Origin of the sequence: Xanthomonas axonopodis, from assembly GCF_001304695.1 — a bacterium.
Taxonomy (GTDB): Bacteria; Pseudomonadota; Gammaproteobacteria; order Xanthomonadales; family Xanthomonadaceae; genus Xanthomonas; species Xanthomonas axonopodis.
Genome location: NZ_JFAQ01000177.1, coordinates 1 through 17,287, shown reverse-complemented (window position 1 = coordinate 17,287; position 17,287 = coordinate 1). Strand labels below are relative to the sequence as shown.

Annotated in this window: 16 protein-coding genes and 1 pseudogene; 12 read left to right on the top strand and 5 right to left on the bottom strand. The window is 60.4% G+C overall.

Annotated elements, in window-relative coordinates; translation table 11 throughout:
• Window positions 1-74 precede the first annotated feature (74 nt).
• The 3 genes from XAXN_RS15585 to XAXN_RS15575 all read right to left on the bottom strand — a co-directional run bounded on the left by XAXN_RS15585 (window position 75) and on the right by XAXN_RS15575 (window position 2,478).
• Window positions 75-410 (bottom strand): phasin family protein, encoded by a 336-nt coding sequence (locus XAXN_RS15585; protein WP_054320221.1) that lies wholly within the window; start codon window positions 408-410, stop codon window positions 75-77.
• A gap of 191 nt (window positions 411-601) precedes the next feature.
• Window positions 602-955 carry a 6-carboxytetrahydropterin synthase QueD gene (queD, locus tag XAXN_RS15580; RefSeq protein ID WP_054320220.1) on the bottom strand — a complete coding sequence of 118 codons (354 nt, stop codon included), beginning with the start codon at window positions 953-955 and terminating at the stop codon, window positions 602-604.
• 134 nt (window positions 956-1,089) lie between these two features.
• Window positions 1,090-2,478, bottom strand: a complete 1,389-nt coding sequence (locus XAXN_RS15575) for a DEAD/DEAH box helicase (protein ID WP_054320219.1) — start codon at window positions 2,476-2,478, stop codon at window positions 1,090-1,092.
• A gap of 386 nt (window positions 2,479-2,864) precedes the next feature.
• Between XAXN_RS15575 and XAXN_RS15570 the strand changes: the two genes are divergently transcribed.
• Both XAXN_RS15570 and maiA read left to right on the top strand, forming a co-directional pair.
• Entirely contained in the window at window positions 2,865-3,854 is a 990-nt protein-coding gene (locus XAXN_RS15570) for a fumarylacetoacetate hydrolase family protein (RefSeq protein WP_054320224.1), read from the top strand.
• 43 nt (window positions 3,855-3,897) lie between these two features.
• A pseudogene (gene maiA, locus XAXN_RS15565) lies at window positions 3,898-4,485 on the top strand (maleylacetoacetate isomerase); the annotation flags it as partial.
• A 114-nt stretch (window positions 4,486-4,599) separates the two neighbouring features.
• Here the strand turns inward: maiA and XAXN_RS15560 are convergent.
• Window positions 4,600-5,733, bottom strand: coding sequence for a PilT/PilU family type 4a pilus ATPase (locus XAXN_RS15560; protein ID WP_042823750.1), 1,134 nt, complete (start codon window positions 5,731-5,733; stop codon window positions 4,600-4,602).
• Between the two features lie 98 nt (window positions 5,734-5,831).
• On the opposite strand from XAXN_RS15560, the gene XAXN_RS15555 reads away from it, so the two are divergent.
• From XAXN_RS15555 to XAXN_RS15525, 7 genes are all read left to right on the top strand, one after another.
• A complete protein-coding gene (locus tag XAXN_RS15555) occupies window positions 5,832-6,215 on the top strand; it encodes a DUF4398 domain-containing protein (protein WP_042823749.1) in 384 nt (127 codons plus the stop codon).
• The gene (locus tag XAXN_RS15550) at window positions 6,212-7,108 is read left to right on the top strand and encodes an OmpA family protein (RefSeq protein WP_054320218.1); all 897 of its coding nucleotides are present in this window, start codon (window positions 6,212-6,214) and stop codon (window positions 7,106-7,108) included. The genes XAXN_RS15555 and XAXN_RS15550 overlap by 4 nt, the downstream gene beginning before the upstream one ends.
• A gap of 352 nt (window positions 7,109-7,460) precedes the next feature.
• Window positions 7,461-7,679 (top strand): HP1242/YdcH family protein, encoded by a 219-nt coding sequence (locus tag XAXN_RS15545; RefSeq protein WP_003484103.1) that lies wholly within the window; start codon window positions 7,461-7,463, stop codon window positions 7,677-7,679.
• Window positions 7,680-7,915: 236 nt separating this feature from the next.
• A complete protein-coding gene (locus XAXN_RS15540; protein WP_054320217.1) occupies window positions 7,916-9,286 on the top strand; it encodes a pyridoxal-phosphate dependent enzyme in 1,371 nt (456 codons plus the stop codon).
• A gap of 99 nt (window positions 9,287-9,385) precedes the next feature.
• Window positions 9,386-10,582, top strand: a complete 1,197-nt coding sequence (locus tag XAXN_RS15535) for a cystathionine gamma-synthase (RefSeq protein ID WP_054320216.1) — start codon at window positions 9,386-9,388, stop codon at window positions 10,580-10,582.
• A gap of 3 nt (window positions 10,583-10,585) precedes the next feature.
• The gene (locus XAXN_RS21805) at window positions 10,586-11,368 is read left to right on the top strand and encodes an ABC transporter permease (RefSeq protein ID WP_134980261.1); all 783 of its coding nucleotides are present in this window, start codon (window positions 10,586-10,588) and stop codon (window positions 11,366-11,368) included.
• Window positions 11,365-12,597 carry an ABC transporter ATP-binding protein gene (locus tag XAXN_RS15525; protein ID WP_241148234.1) on the top strand — a complete coding sequence of 411 codons (1,233 nt, stop codon included), beginning with the start codon at window positions 11,365-11,367 and terminating at the stop codon, window positions 12,595-12,597. The genes XAXN_RS21805 and XAXN_RS15525 overlap by 4 nt, the downstream gene beginning before the upstream one ends.
• Before the next feature lie 43 nt (window positions 12,598-12,640).
• Here the strand turns inward: XAXN_RS15525 and XAXN_RS23265 are convergent, their stop codons facing one another.
• Window positions 12,641-12,826 (bottom strand): hypothetical protein, encoded by a 186-nt coding sequence (locus XAXN_RS23265; protein ID WP_241148235.1) that lies wholly within the window; start codon window positions 12,824-12,826, stop codon window positions 12,641-12,643.
• Between the two features lie 66 nt (window positions 12,827-12,892).
• Between XAXN_RS23265 and XAXN_RS15520 the strand changes: the two genes are divergently transcribed.
• The 3 genes from XAXN_RS15520 (at window position 12,893) to XAXN_RS15505 (ending at window position 16,909) form a co-directional block, all read left to right on the top strand.
• Complete coding sequence (locus XAXN_RS15520; protein WP_054320222.1) at window positions 12,893-13,771, top strand: hypothetical protein; 879 nt, start codon at window positions 12,893-12,895, stop codon at window positions 13,769-13,771.
• A 241-nt stretch (window positions 13,772-14,012) separates the two neighbouring features.
• Window positions 14,013-15,659, top strand: coding sequence for a glycosyltransferase family 2 protein (locus XAXN_RS21800; RefSeq protein ID WP_425511783.1), 1,647 nt, complete (start codon window positions 14,013-14,015; stop codon window positions 15,657-15,659).
• Complete coding sequence (locus XAXN_RS15505; protein ID WP_054320212.1) at window positions 15,656-16,909, top strand: rhamnosyltransferase WsaF family glycosyltransferase; 1,254 nt, start codon at window positions 15,656-15,658, stop codon at window positions 16,907-16,909. Before XAXN_RS21800 ends, XAXN_RS15505 begins: the two co-directional genes overlap by 4 nt.
• The last annotated feature ends 378 nt before the right edge of the window (window positions 16,910-17,287 follow it).

Sequence of the window (17,287 nt, the reverse complement as noted above, 5' to 3'; positions counted from 1 at the left end):
AGAGGGAGGGATCTGTCGGGCCGGATTGCACGGGGGGGAGGGACCCATGCAAAGACGCTGAATTTGATTGGCGGTTACTTGCGCCGGGTCTTGCCTGGTGCGCCGGCCTGATCGCTGCTGTTTTCGAACTGCTGCTTGGCAAATTGCCCAAGCTCGCTGGACATCTTCAATCCCAGCCCGACCACTTCCTGGTTGACTGACGCCAGACGTTCCAGGTTGTCGCGCGCCACCTGCAGACCTTTCGGCCAGAGCGCCTGATAGGCGCCCAGATCGCGCGCCTGCGCAAACTCGCCGAAGAAGCTGCTGGTCGCGTTGACGTTGCGTTCCAGCGTTTCCAGTGCCAATTGGTTGGCACGGGCTGCGGCAGAAGCGAACTGACTGGTAAAGCGGTTTTCGAACTGCGCCGACATTGCAAACCCCTCGGGGAAAGCCGTGACCGTTTGTTGCGTTGCAACATACGCCATTGTTGCTGCGATGCAACACGTTTTCTGAAGATTTTCAAAACGGCTGTAGAAGCGCTTTTTTATCAATAGCTTAGCCGGCTCCTCAAATGACGAAAGCCGCCAGTTGGCGGCTTTCGGTCACCTCACTGCACTGCCGCTCAGCCGCGGTAGCGACAGCCGGAGGTGCAGGTCTCGTGCACAACGATCTCGCTCAGCTGCGGCAGCACCGGCTTGAGCTGCTGCCAGATCCAGATCGCCAAGCGTTCGCTGGTGGGGTTTTCCAACCCTTCGATATCGTTGAGGTAATGGTGGTCCAGGCGGTCGTAGATCGGCTGGAAGGCGGCCTTGATGTCGCCGAAATCCATGATCCAGCCGGTCTCGGCACCGGGCTCGCCGCTGACATGCAGCTCGATGCGAAACGAATGGCCGTGCAGGCGCGCGCATTTATGCCCGGGCGGCACGTTGGGAAGCCGGTGCGCGGCTTCCAGGGTGAAGACCTTGAAAATGTCCATGATGGTGATTCGGCAAGCAGGAAGGGGGAACGGGGCGTGACTGCACAGGGCAGGATCCCGCAAGAGTCCCGGCAGGCCGGGACGGACAGAACAAGGGCCGCATCGCGGCCCTTGTTCTGTCCGTCGCCCAGCGCTCAGGCGCCGCGGTTGGCCGGACGGCCATTGCCGCCACGTCCACCATCGCGCCGGCCTGCGCCTGCGCCAGCATTGGCCTGACGCGGCCCACCGCTGCGCTGGCCAACCGGCTTCTTCGGGCCGGCATGCGCGTGCGCCTGACGCGGTCCATCGCCATGCGGGCGACGGGCGTGGCTCTTGCGCGGCGCGCGCTCGCCACCGGGCTGCTCGGCACGACCCGGCGCGCTGTTGCCCCAGCGGATCGGGGTCTGCGGCTCGTAGCCCGGCACGTCGCGGATTTCCACATCGCGACCCAGCATGCGCACGATCTGGCGCAGCAGCTTTGCTTCGTCCTGCGCCACCAGCGAAATCGCCTCGCCGGTGGAACCGTTACGGCCGGTGCGGCCGATGCGGTGCACGTAGTCTTCGGCCACCATCGGCAGGTCGTAGTTGATGACCTTCGGCAGCTGGTCGATATCGATACCGCGCGCGGCGATATCGGTGGCCACCAGCACGGTGACGCGGCCGGCCTTGAAGTCGCTCAGTGCGCGCATGCGCTGGCCCTGGCTCTTGTTGCCGTGGATCGCCGCGGTCTTGATGCCGGACTTCTCCAGGAACAGGGCCAGCTTGTCGCTGCCGTGCTTGGTGCGCGCGAACACCAGGGTCTGCCCGCGGCTGTCCTGCGCCAGCAGGTGCAGCAGCAGGTCGCGCTTGCGCGCGCCGTCGACCGGGTGCACGCGGTGGGTGATGCTCTCGGCCACGGTGTTGCTCGGGGTGACCTGGATCTGCATCGGGTTGCGCATGAACTCCAGCGCCAGCTGCTTGATGTTTTCTTCAAAGGTTGCCGAGAACAGCAGCGTCTGACGATCCTGGCGCGGCAGCTTGGTCAGGATGCGCTTGATCGACGGCAAAAAGCCCATGTCGAGCATGCGATCGGCTTCGTCCAGGATCAGCACTTCGATGCCGGACAGGTCCACGCTGCGACGTTCGATATGGTCGATCAGGCGGCCCGGGCAGGCGATCAGCAGGTCCACGCCACGACGCAGCGCATCGAGCTGGTTGCCCATGCCCACGCCGCCATAGATCACCGCGCTGGGGATGCGCAGGTACTTGCTGTAGCCGCGCAGGCTGTCGTGCACCTGGGTGGCCAGTTCGCGGGTGGGGGTCAGGATCAGCGCGCGCGGCTTGCGCGGGCCGTTGACGGTCTGCGGCGCGGTGCCCAGGTGCTGAAGCAGCGGCAGGCCGAAGGCAGCGGTCTTGCCGGTGCCGGTCTGCGCGCCGGCCAGCAGGTCGTGACCGGCCAGCACCAACGGGATCGCCTGCTGCTGGATCGGCGTGGGGGTTTCGTAGCCCTGCTCGGCCAACGCGCGCAGCAGGAAGGGCGCAAGGCCCAGGGATTCAAAAGACATCAGGAAGCTCCAAGTAAAGCGTCGCCGCCAAGCCAAGCCAAGCCAAGCCCGGAGCGCAAACACATTGCAGATGCAAAAAGTGAGGCTCGGAGCGTTCCCGTGAACCGCGCTGCGAGATGGTGGATCAACCCGATCAAGAAGCGATGGGTTTGTCGGCACCACGAAAGGCGTCGGGTGGGGCGGGCGAGCGGATCAATCGACCCTGGCCTCGCCGGCGGTCCCTAAGGGAAACGGACGGCCGCATGCAGACCCGGCAAGTGTACTCGCGTTTGGCGCGCTGCACAAATTCGCGGTTTCGCGGTTGTGGTCGCGGTCAGTTGTTTCATATGAAACAATTGTTGCGGCAGGCCGTACAATCGCCCGATCAGCCACAGCACAGGATGGTCATGAAGCTAGGTTCCCTGAAGGAAGGCGGTCGCGACGGCAGCCTGATCGTGGTTTCGCGCGACCTGCGCACCGCCGTGCGCGCGACCGGCATCGCGCTCACGCTGCAGCGCGCGCTGGAGGACTGGAGCAATGTGGCGCCGCGCCTGAATGCCCTGTCGGCCTCGCTCAACGATGGCAGCGCCGACGGCGTGTTCGATCTGGATATGCACGCCTTGGCCGCGCCGTTGCCGCGCGCCTACGAGTTCGTCGACGGCAGCGCCTACCTGCCGCACGTAGAACGGGTGCGCCGCGCGCGCAATGCCGACGTGCCGGAAAGCTTCTACACCGATCCGCTGATGTACCAGGCCACCAGCGCCGGCTTCTACGGCCCGCGCGATGCCATCAAGGTGATCAGCGAGGACTACGGCATCGACCTGGAAGCGGAGATTGTGGTCATCACCGACGATGTGCCGATGGGCGCTTCGCCCGAGCAGGCCGCTATGCACATCCAGTTGGTCGGGCTGGTCAACGATGTCTCGCTGCGCAACCTGATTCCGGCCGAGCTCGCCAAGGGTTTCGGTTTCGTGCAATCCAAGCCGCGTTCGGCGCTGTCGCCGGTGTTCGTCACCCCCGACGAGCTCGACGATGCCTGGCGCGGCAACAAGCTGCATCTGCCGCTGGTCACGCACGTCAACGGCGCCTGGTTCGGCGCTCCCGAAGCCGGCAACGACATGCAGTTCGACTTCGCCCAGCTGATCGCCCACGCCGCCAAGACCCGTCCGCTGTCGGCCGGCACCATCGTGGGCTCGGGCACCATCGCCAATCAGGACACGGTCCTGGGCGCCTCGTGTTTTGCAGAGCAGCGTGTGGTGGAGACCCTGCGCGACGGCAAGCCGAGCACGCCGTTCATGGCCTTCGGCGACGTGGTGCGGATCGAGATGTTCGATGCCAGTGGCGCCAGCATCTTCGGTGCGATCGAGCAGCGCGTCGAACGGCAGCCGCTGCCGTGACCGGTCGCGCACCTTGCCTGAGCATCGACAGCCGGGCTGGCGTATGAGTGCGGCCCTGGAGCTGTTTTCGTACTGGCGCTCCGGCGCGGCCTATCGCGTGCGCATCGGTCTCGGGCTGAAGGCGCTGGATTACATCGCTCACCCGGTGCATCTGGTGCGCGACGGGGGCGAGCAGCACGCGCCGGCTTACGCGCAACTCAATCCGCAGGAACTGGTGCCGACGTTGCGGCATGGCGATGTGGTGATCGCGTAGTCGCTGGCGATTTTGGAGTATCTGGAAGAGGCATTCGCGGACACCACGGCGTTGCTGCCGCGTGCGCCTGTCGAACTCGCGCGGGTGCGCGCATTGGCGCAGCTCATCGCCTGCGATGTGCACCCGCTCAACAACCTGCGCGTGATGCAGGTGCTGGAGCGCGATTTCGCGCTGGCGGCCGCGCAGCGCCAGCAGTGGACACGGCTCTGGATGGAGCGTGGCTTTGCGGCACTGGAAACGCGGCTGGCGCGCGATGCGCAGACCGGGCGCTTCTGCCACGGCGATGCACCGGGCCTGGCCGATTGCGTGCTGATTCCGCAGCTCTACAACGCGCACCGGTTCGAGGTCGATCTGGCGCCGTATCGGACCCGGATGAGGGCGCTGGTCGCATCGACATCGCGAATGAGGAGCGCGCCGCAGAGCCCGCCCTGAAAGACCAGGATCCAGCAGCCCCCGGCGCCGCAAGATCGCCGGTCGTCGCCGCCCAACCGATCAGATGAACCCGTGACTGATCTTCGGTGCCGCGGCCGCTTCGTAGTCCGCGTATTGATCGTGTTCGCCGGAGCCGCCTTCGGATAGGCGGAACTTCAATGCCAGACCGTCGCGCGAGTCGGCAGCGCGCAACGCTTCTTCCTGCTCGATTTCGCCCGACTTCACCATCCGGAACAGGCATTGGTCGAAGGTCTGCATGCCTTCTTCCAGCGACTCTTCCATCGCCTGCTTGACCTCGTGCACCTGGCCGCGGCGCAGCAGGTCGCGGATCATCGGCGTGTTGAGCAGCACTTCGGTGGCCGGCCGGCGGCGTCCATCCACGCCCTTGACCAGGCGCTGGGAGACCACCGCGCGCAAGTTCAGCGCCAGGTTCATCAGCACGTTCTTGTGCGCGCTTTCCGGGAAGAAGTTGAGGATGCGCTCGATGGTCTGGTCGGCATTGTTGGAGTGCAGCGTCGCCAGGCACAGGTGGCCGGTTTCGGCGAACGCAATGGCCGCCTCCATGGTTTCGGCGTCCAGGATCTCGCCGATCAGGATCACGTCCGGCGCCTCGCGCATGGCGTTCTTCAGCGCGCTCTGGAAGGCGTGGGTATCCAGGCCGACCTCGCGCTGGTTCACGATCGACATCTTGTGCTTGTGCAGATATTCGATCGGGTCCTCGATGGTGAGGATGTGCCCGGTGGTGGTGCTGTTGCGGTGGTCGATCATCGACGCCAGCGAGGTCGATTTGCCCGAGCCGGTCGAACCCACCACCAGCACCAGCCCGCGCGGGGTCATGATGACGTCCTTGAGCACCTGCGGCAGGTTGAGTTCCTCGATGCTGGGGATCCGGCTGCGAATGGCGCGAATCACCATGCCCACCTCGCCGCGCTGCTTGAACACGTTCACGCGAAAGCGCCCGGCGTCTGGCAGGGCGATGGCCATGTTGAGCTCGAGCTCGCGCTCGAACTGCGGCACCTGGCCTTCGTCCATCAATGAGTAAGCGATTTTCTTGACCATCCCCGGCGGCAACCCCGTATTGCCGAGCGGGTAAAGCTTGCCCTCGATCTTGATGTACACCGGCGCGCCGGTGGTCAAGAACATGTCCGAGGCATTCTTTTCGGTCATCAGCTTCAGGAAGTAGCCGATATCCATGCGCAATGGTTCCCCAACAAACAGCAGCGTCTCGTTGCAAGTCCGCCGCAGGCTTCCGACAATGGCCGTGCTCGAGACTTCTCGCTACGGCTCCCCTAATGACGGCTAGCTTCGCATACTTGCGGCGATCCCTGTATGGCATCGCCTGTTTCATGGTTCTTTCCTCTCCGGCCGTCGCCCAGGTGGCACCGGAGCTCACTGCCGCCGAACAGGCCATGCAACGCGCCACCCAGGCCGATGCCGACCAATATGCCCCGGATCTGGTCAACCTGGCCCGCCAGGAATTGATGCAGGCCCAGCAGGCGCAACTGGACAAGCGCCAGCGCAAGCAGGTGCCCCAGATCGCCTTGCGCGCAGCCGCCGACGCCGACTTGGCCAAGGCCCGCAGCGAAGAAGCGGTGGTCACCGCTCAACTGGAACAGCGCAGGAAGGAAGTGGCGCAGTTGCAGAACACGCTCAATACCGGGGAGGGCGGCCGATGAAACTGCGCCCCTTGCTTTATCTCGGTGCGTTGAGCCTGGCCACGTTGCCGCCGCTGGCGATGGCGGCCAAGGACGACCCGCAGGCCGACGCGCTCAATCGGCGCCTGGCCGCGCTTCAAAACGACCCGCAGACCAATGATCTGGCGCGCTTTGAGCGGTTGCAGGCGCAGCAAAGCGTGGCTGCGCTGGCCGAGGCCAAGCGCCGCGACCGCGACCGCGACGAGCTGGTGTTCCTGGCCGACCGCCGGGTTGAAATCGCCGAGCTCACCGCCCGTACCGCGCTGGCGCGGCGCGAGCTGGACCGCCTGGAAGGCACGCGCAACGACTTGCTGATCGAAGCCAGCCGCCGCGACGCCGCACGGGCGCGCCAGGAAGCCGAACGCTTGCGCGTGCAGGCGCAGATCCAGACCGAGGCTGCCGAGCAGGCACGCCAGGCCGCCGAACAGGAAGCACTCGCCCGCCAGGACGCCGAGCTGGCGTTGACCAGCGTGGCCGGCAAGCAGACCGCCAAGCTCAACGCGGCCCAGCAGAAGGCAGTGCAACTGGCGCATGAGGAGGCCGAGCTGGTGGCCGGGGCCAAGCTGCCTCCCGCCAAATTCGACAGCCGCGGCGAAGTGTTTTCCCTGGGCAGTGGCGCCTTCGGCGGCAAGGCGGCGTTGTCCGGGGATGCCGCCGGGCAGGCCAAGGCATTGGCCGAATACCTGAACATCGGCAAGAAGGGCCGGGTCAGCATCGTCGGCTTCGACACCGATGCAGCCACTGCCAAGAAGCGTGCCGAAGCGCTGCGCGATGCCTTGGTGGCAGGCGGGGTGTCGTCCTCGCGGCTGCAGGTCACTGGTACCAAGGGCGCGGCCAGCAAGGCCCGCGCGGCCGAGGTCGTTGTCGCGCCCTGATGCTGTTCGTTGCAAGTGATTGGAAGTTAAGGTCTTTTAACCCGGGCTTGACGCCCGGTTGAACCTCGGTCACTGATTGAAGTAGGGAATGGCAAATGCGGCCGTTTCGGTCTTGAACCCCCTTCGCGACCGGCGTAGGGTCGTACTTCCGGGCAGCAACTCCGCCGCTCGGGAGTACGGAGGGCCGGGCCAGTGATGCAGAGGCACGTAACGAGACAAATTGGTGGAGTGGTTGTTGGTGGTTCCGCCCGTCTGTCGGCCGTTGCAACGCGTTGGTCTTCCATCCCCAAGCTGCGCCCCCGTGCCTTCGCTGGCCGGGGCGTTCTTGTTTTTAAGTGAAGGAGGTAACGCCATGTTCGAAGGGCAACCGCAGACCGAAATCGACGCATTGATGAAGTCTGATCCCCAGTTCAAGCAGCTCTACCAACGCCACAAGCTATTGAACAAGAAATGCATGGATGCCGAACTCGGGGTGCTCCCGATCGACGACGTGACCTTGGGCCAGATGAAGCGCGAGAAGTTGCAGGCCAAAGAAAAGCTCACCCGCATGTACGACCAACTCACTCATTGATCCTTCCCCACCGTTAGAACAAGTTCACCGTCGCGGGCGGTGGCGGCCTCCTCGTCGGCTTGCCTCCGTCCGCGTCTTTATTTGAAGCCACGCTTCGTGGCGAAGGGCCCATCCGCGGCCGGTCGAGCCTGTTTGTTCACCGGCCTGTGCAATCGGTTCAATGCTGAATGAGCATTCCCCGGCGGTTCGTCGGATAATGACTGGTCTAGCCCGCGTGGCGCAGCGACGATATCCCGATGGCGATTCATTCCTCCGTACTCGAACTGATTGGCAACACGCCGATCGTCAAGGCCCAGCGCCTGGACACCGGCGTCTGCGAGCTGTTCCTCAAGCTGGAGGCGAACAATCCTGGCGGATCGATCAAGGACCGCATCGGTCTGTCGATGATCGAAGCGGCCGAGCAGCGTGGCGACCTCAAGCCCGGCGCGACCCTGGTGGAGGGCACCGCCGGCAATACCGGTCTTGGCCTGGCGCTGGTGGCGCAGCAGAAGGGCTACCAGTTGATTCTGGTGGTGCCGGACAAGATGAGCCGCGAGAAGATCTTCAATCTCAAGGCCATGGGCGCCAATGTGGTGCTGACTCGCTCGGATGTGGCCAAGGGCCACCCCGAGTACTACCAGGACCTGGCTGCCAGGATCGCCGCCGAGACCCCTGGCGCCTACTTCATCAACCAGTTCGGCAACCCGGACAACCCGGCCGCGCACGAATTCGGTACCGGCCCGGAAATCCTGGCGCAGATGGGCGGCCAGCTGGACGCCATCGTGTTCGGCTGCGGCAGCTCCGGCACCATGACCGGCCTGTCGCGCGCCTTCGCCAGCGCCTCGCCGCACACCGAACTGATATTGGCCGACCCGGTCGGCTCGATCCTGACCCAGTACATCGAAGAAGGCACGGTCAGCGAAAAGTCCGGCAGTTGGTTGGTCGAAGGCATCGGCGAGGATTTCTTGCCGGATATCTCCGACTTTTCGCGGGTCAAGAAGGCCTATTCCATCAGCGATGCGGAAAGCTTCCATACCGCGCGCGAGCTGCTGGCCAAGGAGGGCATCCTCGGTGGCTCGTCCACCGGCACCCTGCTGGCCGCGGCGCTAAAGTACTGCCGCGAGCAGACCACGCCCAAGCGCGTGCTGGTATTCGTCTGCGACACTGGCAACAAGTATCTGTCGAAGATGTACAACGACTACTGGATGCTCGACAACGGCTTCCTGGAGCGCCCGCAACACGGCGATCTGCGCGACCTGATCCTGCGCCCTTACAACAAGCGCGACACCGTGGTGGTGGGCTCGAAGGATCTGCTGACCACCGCCTACCAGCGCATGAAGCTGTACGACGTGTCGCAGTTGCCGGTGATCGACGATGGCGAGCTGGTGGGCATCGTGGACGAAAGCGACGTGCTGCTGCATGTCTATGGCGATGAGGCGCGCTTCCGCGACCCGATTTCCACCGCCATGGTCAGCAAGCTGGATCGTCTGGACGTCGCTTCGCCGATCGAAGCGTTGCTGCCGGTGTTCGACCGTGGCCAGGTCGCCATCGTCATGGACGGCACGCAATTTCTTGGCCTAATTACGCGCATCGATCTGCTCAACTACCTGCGCCGTCGCGTGCAGTGATCGTGCAGTGATCCGGCACCGCCGCGCGCTCGCATGAGACGCGCGGCACGGGCCATTCAGACCTGATTGTTACAATCGCCCACTTTTTCGGAAACCTCCATGTCCAATCGCACCACTCACAGCCATGACGGCGAGCGCGCGCTGTCGCTCGCAACGCTTGCGATCCATGGAGGGCAGTCGCCAGATCCGAGCACCGGCGCAGTGATGCCGCCGATCTATGCGACGTCCACCTATGCGCAGTCCAGCCCCGGCGAACATCAGGGTTTCGAGTATTCGCGTACCCACAACCCCACGCGGTTTGCCTACGAGCGTTGCGTTGCCGCGCTGGAAGGCGGGACGCGCGCTTTTGCGTTCGCCTCCGGCATGGCTGCCACCTCGACGGTGATGGAGTTGCTGGATGCCGGCGGCCACGTGGTGGCGATGGACGACCTGTACGGCGGCACCTTCCGCCTGTTCGAGCGCGTGCGTCGCCGCACCGCCGGCCTGGACTTCAGCTTCGTCGACCTGACCGACCCGGCCGCGTTCGAGGCGGCGATCCGTCCCGACACCAGGATGGTGTGGATCGAGACCCCGACCAACCCGATGCTCAAGCTGGTCGATATCGCTGCCATTGCCGCGATCGCGCGCAAGCACGGCCTGCTGATCGTGGTCGACAATACCTTTGCTTCTCCGATGCTGCAGCGCCCGCTCAGCCTGGGTGCGGACATCGTCGTGCATTCGGCCACCAAGTATCTCAACGGGCACTCGGATATGGTCGGTGGCATCGCCGTGGTTGGCGACAACGCTGAGCTCGCCGAGCAGATGGCGTTCCTGCAGAACTCCATCGGTGGCGTGCAGGGCCCGTTCGATAGTTTTCTTGCGCTACGCGGATTGAAAACCTTGCCGCTGCGCATGCGCGCGCATTGCGAGAACGCCCTGGCGCTGGCGCGGTGGCTGGAGACACATCCCGCGATCGAGAAGGTGATCTATCCCGGCTTGGCCTCGCACCCGCAGCATGCACTGGCCAAGACGCAGATGTCCGGCTTCGGCGGCATCGTCTCGATCGTCCTCAAAGGCGGCTTCGACGCAGCCAAGCGTTTCTGCGAAAAGACCGAATTGTTCACCCTGGCCGAATCGCTCGGCGGGGTGGAAAGCCTGGTGAACCATCCCGCCGTCATGACGCATGCCTCGATTCCCGTGGCCCGCCGCGAGCAGCTCGGCATCAGCGATGCGCTGGTGCGGTTGAGCGTGGGGGTTGAGGATGTGGGGGATTTACGTGGGGATTTGGAGCGGGCGCTTGGTGAGGGGACTCGCTAATCCATGCAAAAGCATGCAAATCTGCTCTTTCTATTTCGCCAACTGCTGAGTCGTGAGCTTGCTGCGCGCTATCGGACGACCATGTTGGGTGTTTTGTGGTTAGTGCTGCAGCCATTATTAATGCTATGCGTATATACGCTGGTGTTCAGTGGTGTCTTCAAGGCTCGCTGGCCAGGCGCGGAGTCTACAGGTGATTTCGCTCTGATGCTTTTCGCAGGGCTGGTTCCATTTACTTTGCTATCTGAAGTTCTAATTACTGCACCAGGCATAATCGCAGGGCAGCCCAACTTCGTGAAAAAGGTAGTATTTCCACTCCCTATCTTATCGATGGTTAAAGTGGGGGCTGCGCTTACAACCGCTGGTATCGGCTTGACGATTTTGCTGGTGGCCCAGCTTTTGCAGACAGGTCTGCCGTCTGCCTGGACATTGCTCTCTCCGTTTATCCTGCTTGAGATGACGCCCATGTTATTGGCGATTGCATGGTCATTGTCGGCATTGGGCGTATACCTCCGTGACATTGGGCAGTTCGTGGGGATCGTAAGTAGCGTGCTGTTATTCCTGAGTCCGATTTTCTTTCCGGCTCATGCAATGCCAGAGGCTGCAAAAGTACTCGTGTATTTCAATCCGCTGGTAACCCCGATTGAACAGCTACGTGCAGTGACCATTCAGCACTCGCCTCCCGATCTTGTAGTGCTGCTGCCACATTTTATGCTTTCAGTGGCAGCAGCACTGATTTCCTATTCGCTGTTCCGGCGCTTGTCGCGTGGTTTCTCGGACGTCCTATGAACAATATCCAAGCTCTTGAAGCGCAAGGCCATGCCAATGCGGCTATCGAAGTGCTGGGAGTAACCAAGGACTACCCAGTTTACGCCAGTCCACGTGATCGTCTGCTATCGTTGCTCAAGCCCTCCGGAGACAGGGCCAGTCGTACATTCCGTGCACTTGACAGTGTTAATCTCGTAGTGCCCAAGGGTGAAACCGTAGGCATCATCGGGCGAAATGGTGCCGGCAAGTCCACGCTGCTGCAGATTTTGTGCGGTACTGTAAGGCCCACCTCTGGATCCGTCAGCATTCGTGGGCGGTTTGCCGCACTTCTCGAGCTTGGCGCGGGTTTCAATCCTGATTTCTCGGGGCGAGATAATGTGTATCTGAGTGCCTCGCTACTGGGGTTGAGTCGCAGGGAAGTTGATGAAAAGCTGCAGTCAATCATTGATTTTGCAGACATCGGCGAGTTTTTCGAGCGAGCGGTAAAAACTTATTCTAGCGGAATGTATGTGCGCTTGGCCTTTTCTGTGGCCATACACACCGAGCCGGACGTGCTGATCATTGATGAAGCACTTTCTGTTGGAGATATACGCTTTCAAATGAAGTGCTTGGCGCGAATCGAGCAAATTCGTGCACGAGGCGCAACTATTCTATTCGTTTCCCATTCGCTAGAGCAGGTGAAGCGATTCTGTCAGACGGCCCTTTGGCTAGAGGGCGGTAAGGTGAAGTTACATGGAGAGGCTAGCTTTGTCGCTGATCGCTTCCGGGATTATGAGCTTGGTAAGGATTTAGTGTCCTCCCCGGACATTGAAAGTCGTCAAGCTCCAGCGCCTGGGGGAATCCCCGCCCATCTGGAGACGGTAGCGTTGAGCACAGACATGCTCGCGCCTTTCGAGCCACTGACTGTAGATATCAGCTATACAGTAAGTGATGAGGCCGTTGATGGTTTGCTGCTCGGCGTGGCAATCAAAGGTATGGACGGTCTGCATATCTTTGGTCCGAACACTTACTTGGAGCGCGTGCAGATTCCAACTTCGCGGGGCTCGCATCGCGTCAGCTACGATATTCCGTCAATGCCCTTGTTGACTGGCAGTTACCGCGTCGATGTGGGTCTGTTTACCGACAAGGGTCTTGTTTGTCTGGACTATCTCTCAGAGGCCAGTGTGTTCACCGTAGCTGCGCCTTATTTCAGCGAGGGAGTAGTCTATATACAACACGAATGGAGGGTTCATGACCCCAGCGCTTCTTGAAATACCTTTCGACCACTACCAACGCTATGGTGCCGCAGCGCATCTACTGAAGGAGTTGGATCTGGCTGCTTCCCGTGTATTGGAAGTCGGAGCCAATCGTCAGCGTCTTCTGGGTCGATTTTTGCCTCAAGCCTCGTTTCTTTATACCGATCTGCATGCCGAAGGAGACGAGCGGGACTTTGTGATCGCTGATGCCACGGCATTGCCATTTCCGGACCGTGGCTTTGATGCCGTGGTGTCACTAGACGTGCTCGAACATATTCCCGCCCATTTAAGGACGAGGGCCGCAGCCGAGATGGCGCGCGTCGCAGGGCGTGCTGTCATAGTCGGCTTCCCACCTGATCGATCATGGGTGAGGAAGGCTGAGGAGGATGCCAATGAACGCTGGCGCGAATTGTTTGGCGAAGATTATGTTTGGTTGAAGGAGCATAAGGAATTCGGTCTGGTTGACACGGCCGAAATCGTGGCGGCGTTCGAGGCGTCGGGTCTGACTGTATTGTGTTTTGGCCAGGGAAATTCAGCGCTTTGGTCAAGCCTAATGGGGATGCACTTTATAAAGGTGAAATTTCCCGAGCTGGAGTCGTTAGTCTGCGCCGTCGATCGAATTTACAATGCTCGCGTATTCGCCGGCGACAGCAGCGACCAGCCTTATCGAGAATATTGCGTTGCATTGCGTCTGGAAACGGATGCTCAGCGTCTAAGCGAAAAACCGCCGTTTAAGGCTCAGCATGACCAAGATGCAATTAAGATGCTTGGCGGGCTCTCGGTTGGATTGCGTGATCTTGCTATGCGCACTGCCAATGCTGAGCGCGAATGGGAGAACACGGCACGCATCCTTGATACTTACATCGCTGATCTTGATGTCGCTAGGCGTGAATGGGGCAGTGCCGCCGCCTATTCGCGGCAAGTGCAAGAGAAAAAACAGATCGACGATGCCCATTGGCATGCCCAGGAAACGGAACTGCGGCAGCAATTGGCTGAAGAGCAGTTGCAAATTGCTGCGCTTCTAAGGGAAAACGAAATCGCCCGCACACGGTTCCAAGATGTTGAGCAACAGCTTGAGCAATGCGCCGCTGCCTATGAGCATTCGCGTCGGAAGTGGAAGGTCGCGATGTCTGTACTGCTTGCGGGTGGCACGCTGACGGGTTTTCTGCTTGGATGGGGCTTCTCGTGAAATTGGAAGACAATAAGGAAGCATGGGTGTTGAATCAACGGGATAGTGCCTAATGTCGAAGCTGCGCAATCTGATCGGCGGGATCTACTGGAGCATTCGACGGGCGCGGGGGCAGGGAATTTCCTTCAGAACCGTGGTCTCGTCGCTTACTCGTGCTGCACGAAAAGGGCCTCGTCATTTAATTCATGCGATCTTGGCATACGCGAATGGTTCCAATGCACAAGCATTAGTTGGTACCTCTATAGATAAATATGCTGACTGGATGCGAGCGCAGCCTCGGATCATTGCGCCGGCAGATGTTGGCCTTATTAGTATAGTTATGCCTGTCTGCAATACTCCGGAGAACTTCTTGCGCGAGGCCGTGGCCAGCGTGGAAGCGCAGACTTACCTCAACTGGGAGCTGTGTATTCACGACGATGCCTCCGATCAACCTCATATAAGCAGAATGCTTGATGAGCTTTGCGATCGGCTTCCAAACGTGCGTGTCTCACGTTCGACCATGCGGCAAGGAATATCCGCGACCACTAACGCCGCACTGGCAATGGCCAGAGGGCGCTGGATTACATTTCTCGACCATGACGACCTTCTGGAACCGGATGCACTTGCAGCCGTGGTTGCTTGCCATGACGGAACCTCGGCCGAGGTGGTCTATACCGATCATGATGTGCTTGGCGAGGACGGCCGCTTGCGGCATCCCTATTTCAAACCTGACTGGAATCTGGATTTATTCCTCTCCCAGATGTATCTGGGTCATTTGATCAGCTTCGATGCTGCGTTAGTTCGACACATGGGTGGCCTGTGCAGCGATTGCGACGGTTCACAGGATTATGATCTGGTCCTGCGTTGCATTGCTTTTGGTGCTACTGTTGCTCACGTTCCAAAAGTGCTCTATCACTGGCGTGCGCATGCTGGATCAACTGCAGCAAATGCGGGATCCAAGCCCTATGCGCATCATGCGGGTCGTCTAGCGCTGCAAAACCACATGGGAGTAGCGCATCCTGGCGTAAACGTCGCTGATGGGTCTCAGCTCTTCTGTTATGACGTGCGCTACCCGTACGCAGATAGCGGGCCGTTGGCTAGTATCATTATTCCGACCCGTGACGGCTTAGACCTACTGCGCACCTGCGTGGAGTCACTTTACGCTAAGACGCTGTACCGAGATTTCGAAATCATTGTCGTTGACAATGGTTCCAGCAAGCCTGAGACGCTTGAGTGGTTGCAAGGCATGATGCGCCGTGACAGTTTCCGGGTGATCCATGCGGACGTTCCTTTCAATTGGTCGGTGCTGAACAACTTGGCTGCACGCGAGGCGCGGGGAGAGGTTTTGGTGTTCCTGAACAACGACACGGAGATCATTGATGGGGAGTGGCTACAGCGGCTGGCCGAAAATGCGCTTCGCCCGGATGTTGGAGTGTGTGGTCCCCTGTTGTTGTATGGGGATCGGACCATCCAGCATGCGGGCGTTGTGATAGGCATGGGCGGCTGGGCCGATCATGTCTTTAAGGGGGAGGCCCCGGTCCACAACCAAAATCTGTTCGTTTCCCCGGTGCTTCAGCGGCAGGTACTGGCAGTTACTGGCGCCTGCATGGTGGTGGCGCGCGAAACCTTCGAATCGCTGGGTGGTTTCGATGAGTCTTTCATCGTTTGCGGTAGCGACGTAGAGCTCTGCCTGCGTGCTCGCTTGCGTGGGCTGGCGACAGTTTACGTCGCCCGTTCCGTGATGATCCACCATGAATCCAAAACCCGCGATCCGCGCGAAATTCCAGAAAGCGACTTCGTTCGCTCGGCACAAGCATACTCACCCTATCGTGAGGAGGGCGATCCATTCTTCAGCCCAAACCTGGATTACATGTCGTCTTCGCCGCGTCTGCGAGCAATGGTCCAATGAGACGGCTCGTTCATTTATTGCGGCGAATCGCTGCCCGTCTGGATGCCCGCGCGCCCGGAATGGCTGCACCCAATACACACGTTGCCGAGATCACTCCATGCATGCCTCGACCCGACACCTGGCAAGGTAAACGGCTAAATCTTGTCCTACCGTCGATCAATAAACGGCATTACTTCGGCGGTATTCATACAGCGGTGCTTATCTACCGTGAGTTGTGCCGGCACTTCCCTGCCTCACGTATCATGTTGGTGGACAGCGAACCTGATGAAGAAGCGCTATCCAGGTTCTCCGATCATGTGCTTGTGCCGTCGGACCAGATTTCCACGGAAATGCGCCAGATTGTTCCCTTTAGCGATCGCTACCAGAAAACGTTGCCGGTCGCTGGCCAGGACGTCTGGATGGCGACTGCCTGGTGGACCGCTTATGCAGCACAGCGAATGTCAGCTTGGCAGGGAGAGAATGGCGGAGTCAATTGTCCGCTAGTCTATCTTATTCAAGATTATGAGCCAGGTTTCTATCCTTGGTCAAGCCAGTATGCATTGGCGCTGAGCACTTACCGCTGCGAACGTGATATTGGCGTATTCAACACGAGATTGCTCGCTGATTTTTTCGAACATCACGGCCTGCTCTATGATCGGCGCTCAGTCTTCGAGCCTGTATTACACGAAGGTCTACGACCTGCATTGGCGCGTGCTCGTTCGGAACGGTCTTCCCGCCAGCGCCGTATTGTTGTCTACGCACGGCCAGGTACGCCGCGTAATGCATTCGAGCTAATCTGCGAGGGATTGCGGTTGTGGGGTTGGAAAGATCATCGCGCTGCGCATTGGGAAGTTGCTGCCCCTGGCGAACTGCAAACTGATCTCGATCTTGGGCCATTTTCTATGAAGGCGCTGGGTAAGTTGAGCATTGATTCTTATGCAGAGCTGCTGTCTACTTCCTCAATCGGCCTGTCGCTGATGGTGTCGCCTCATCCGAGTTATCCGCCTTTGGAAATGGCAGCCTTTGGAATGGCTGTGGTGACCAATCGCTACGAAAACAAGCATCTTGATGAAACCACCGACAATATTGTTTCGCTGCCAACGATGACGCCCGAGGAAATCTGCGTGGCATTGACGGCACAGGTCGATGCCTGCGAGCAGCGTGCAATGCTGCCAGGTACGATTGCCGACGAAACGCATGCATTGCTGCAGGCAGGGAGCTTCGATCGAGTAGCTGATGATGTGATGGATGCCTTGGGCTTTGTGGCGTGAGATATTAAGGGAAGCGCGAACGTGACGATGTTTTGGGCTAGCCTGTAAGCAGCTGCATCGCGTGTACGTCCGTGTTGCCTCTCTATAATGCTGCTGCTCTTCTTGCCTCTCGTGTGTAGCTTGGTCCAGTTCGCCTTTCGGGGTGTCCCTTTCATGGGCGTCGCTCGCGTGGGAGCGTTATGGGTGTTCCCCGACGCCCTGGCTGTGATTCGCCCAAGGCGAGGAGCAATCTGACGTTCGTCCTAACTCCATTCGCATGTCGTTCCAAGATCTGCGCCACCTGACGATTGCCTCCCTAGAGCCGATGGCCTGCTAGTTGCCGCGGACCGATGGCGTGTGGCATGACACGTATGACGGCTGCGACGTCCCCCCGATTTT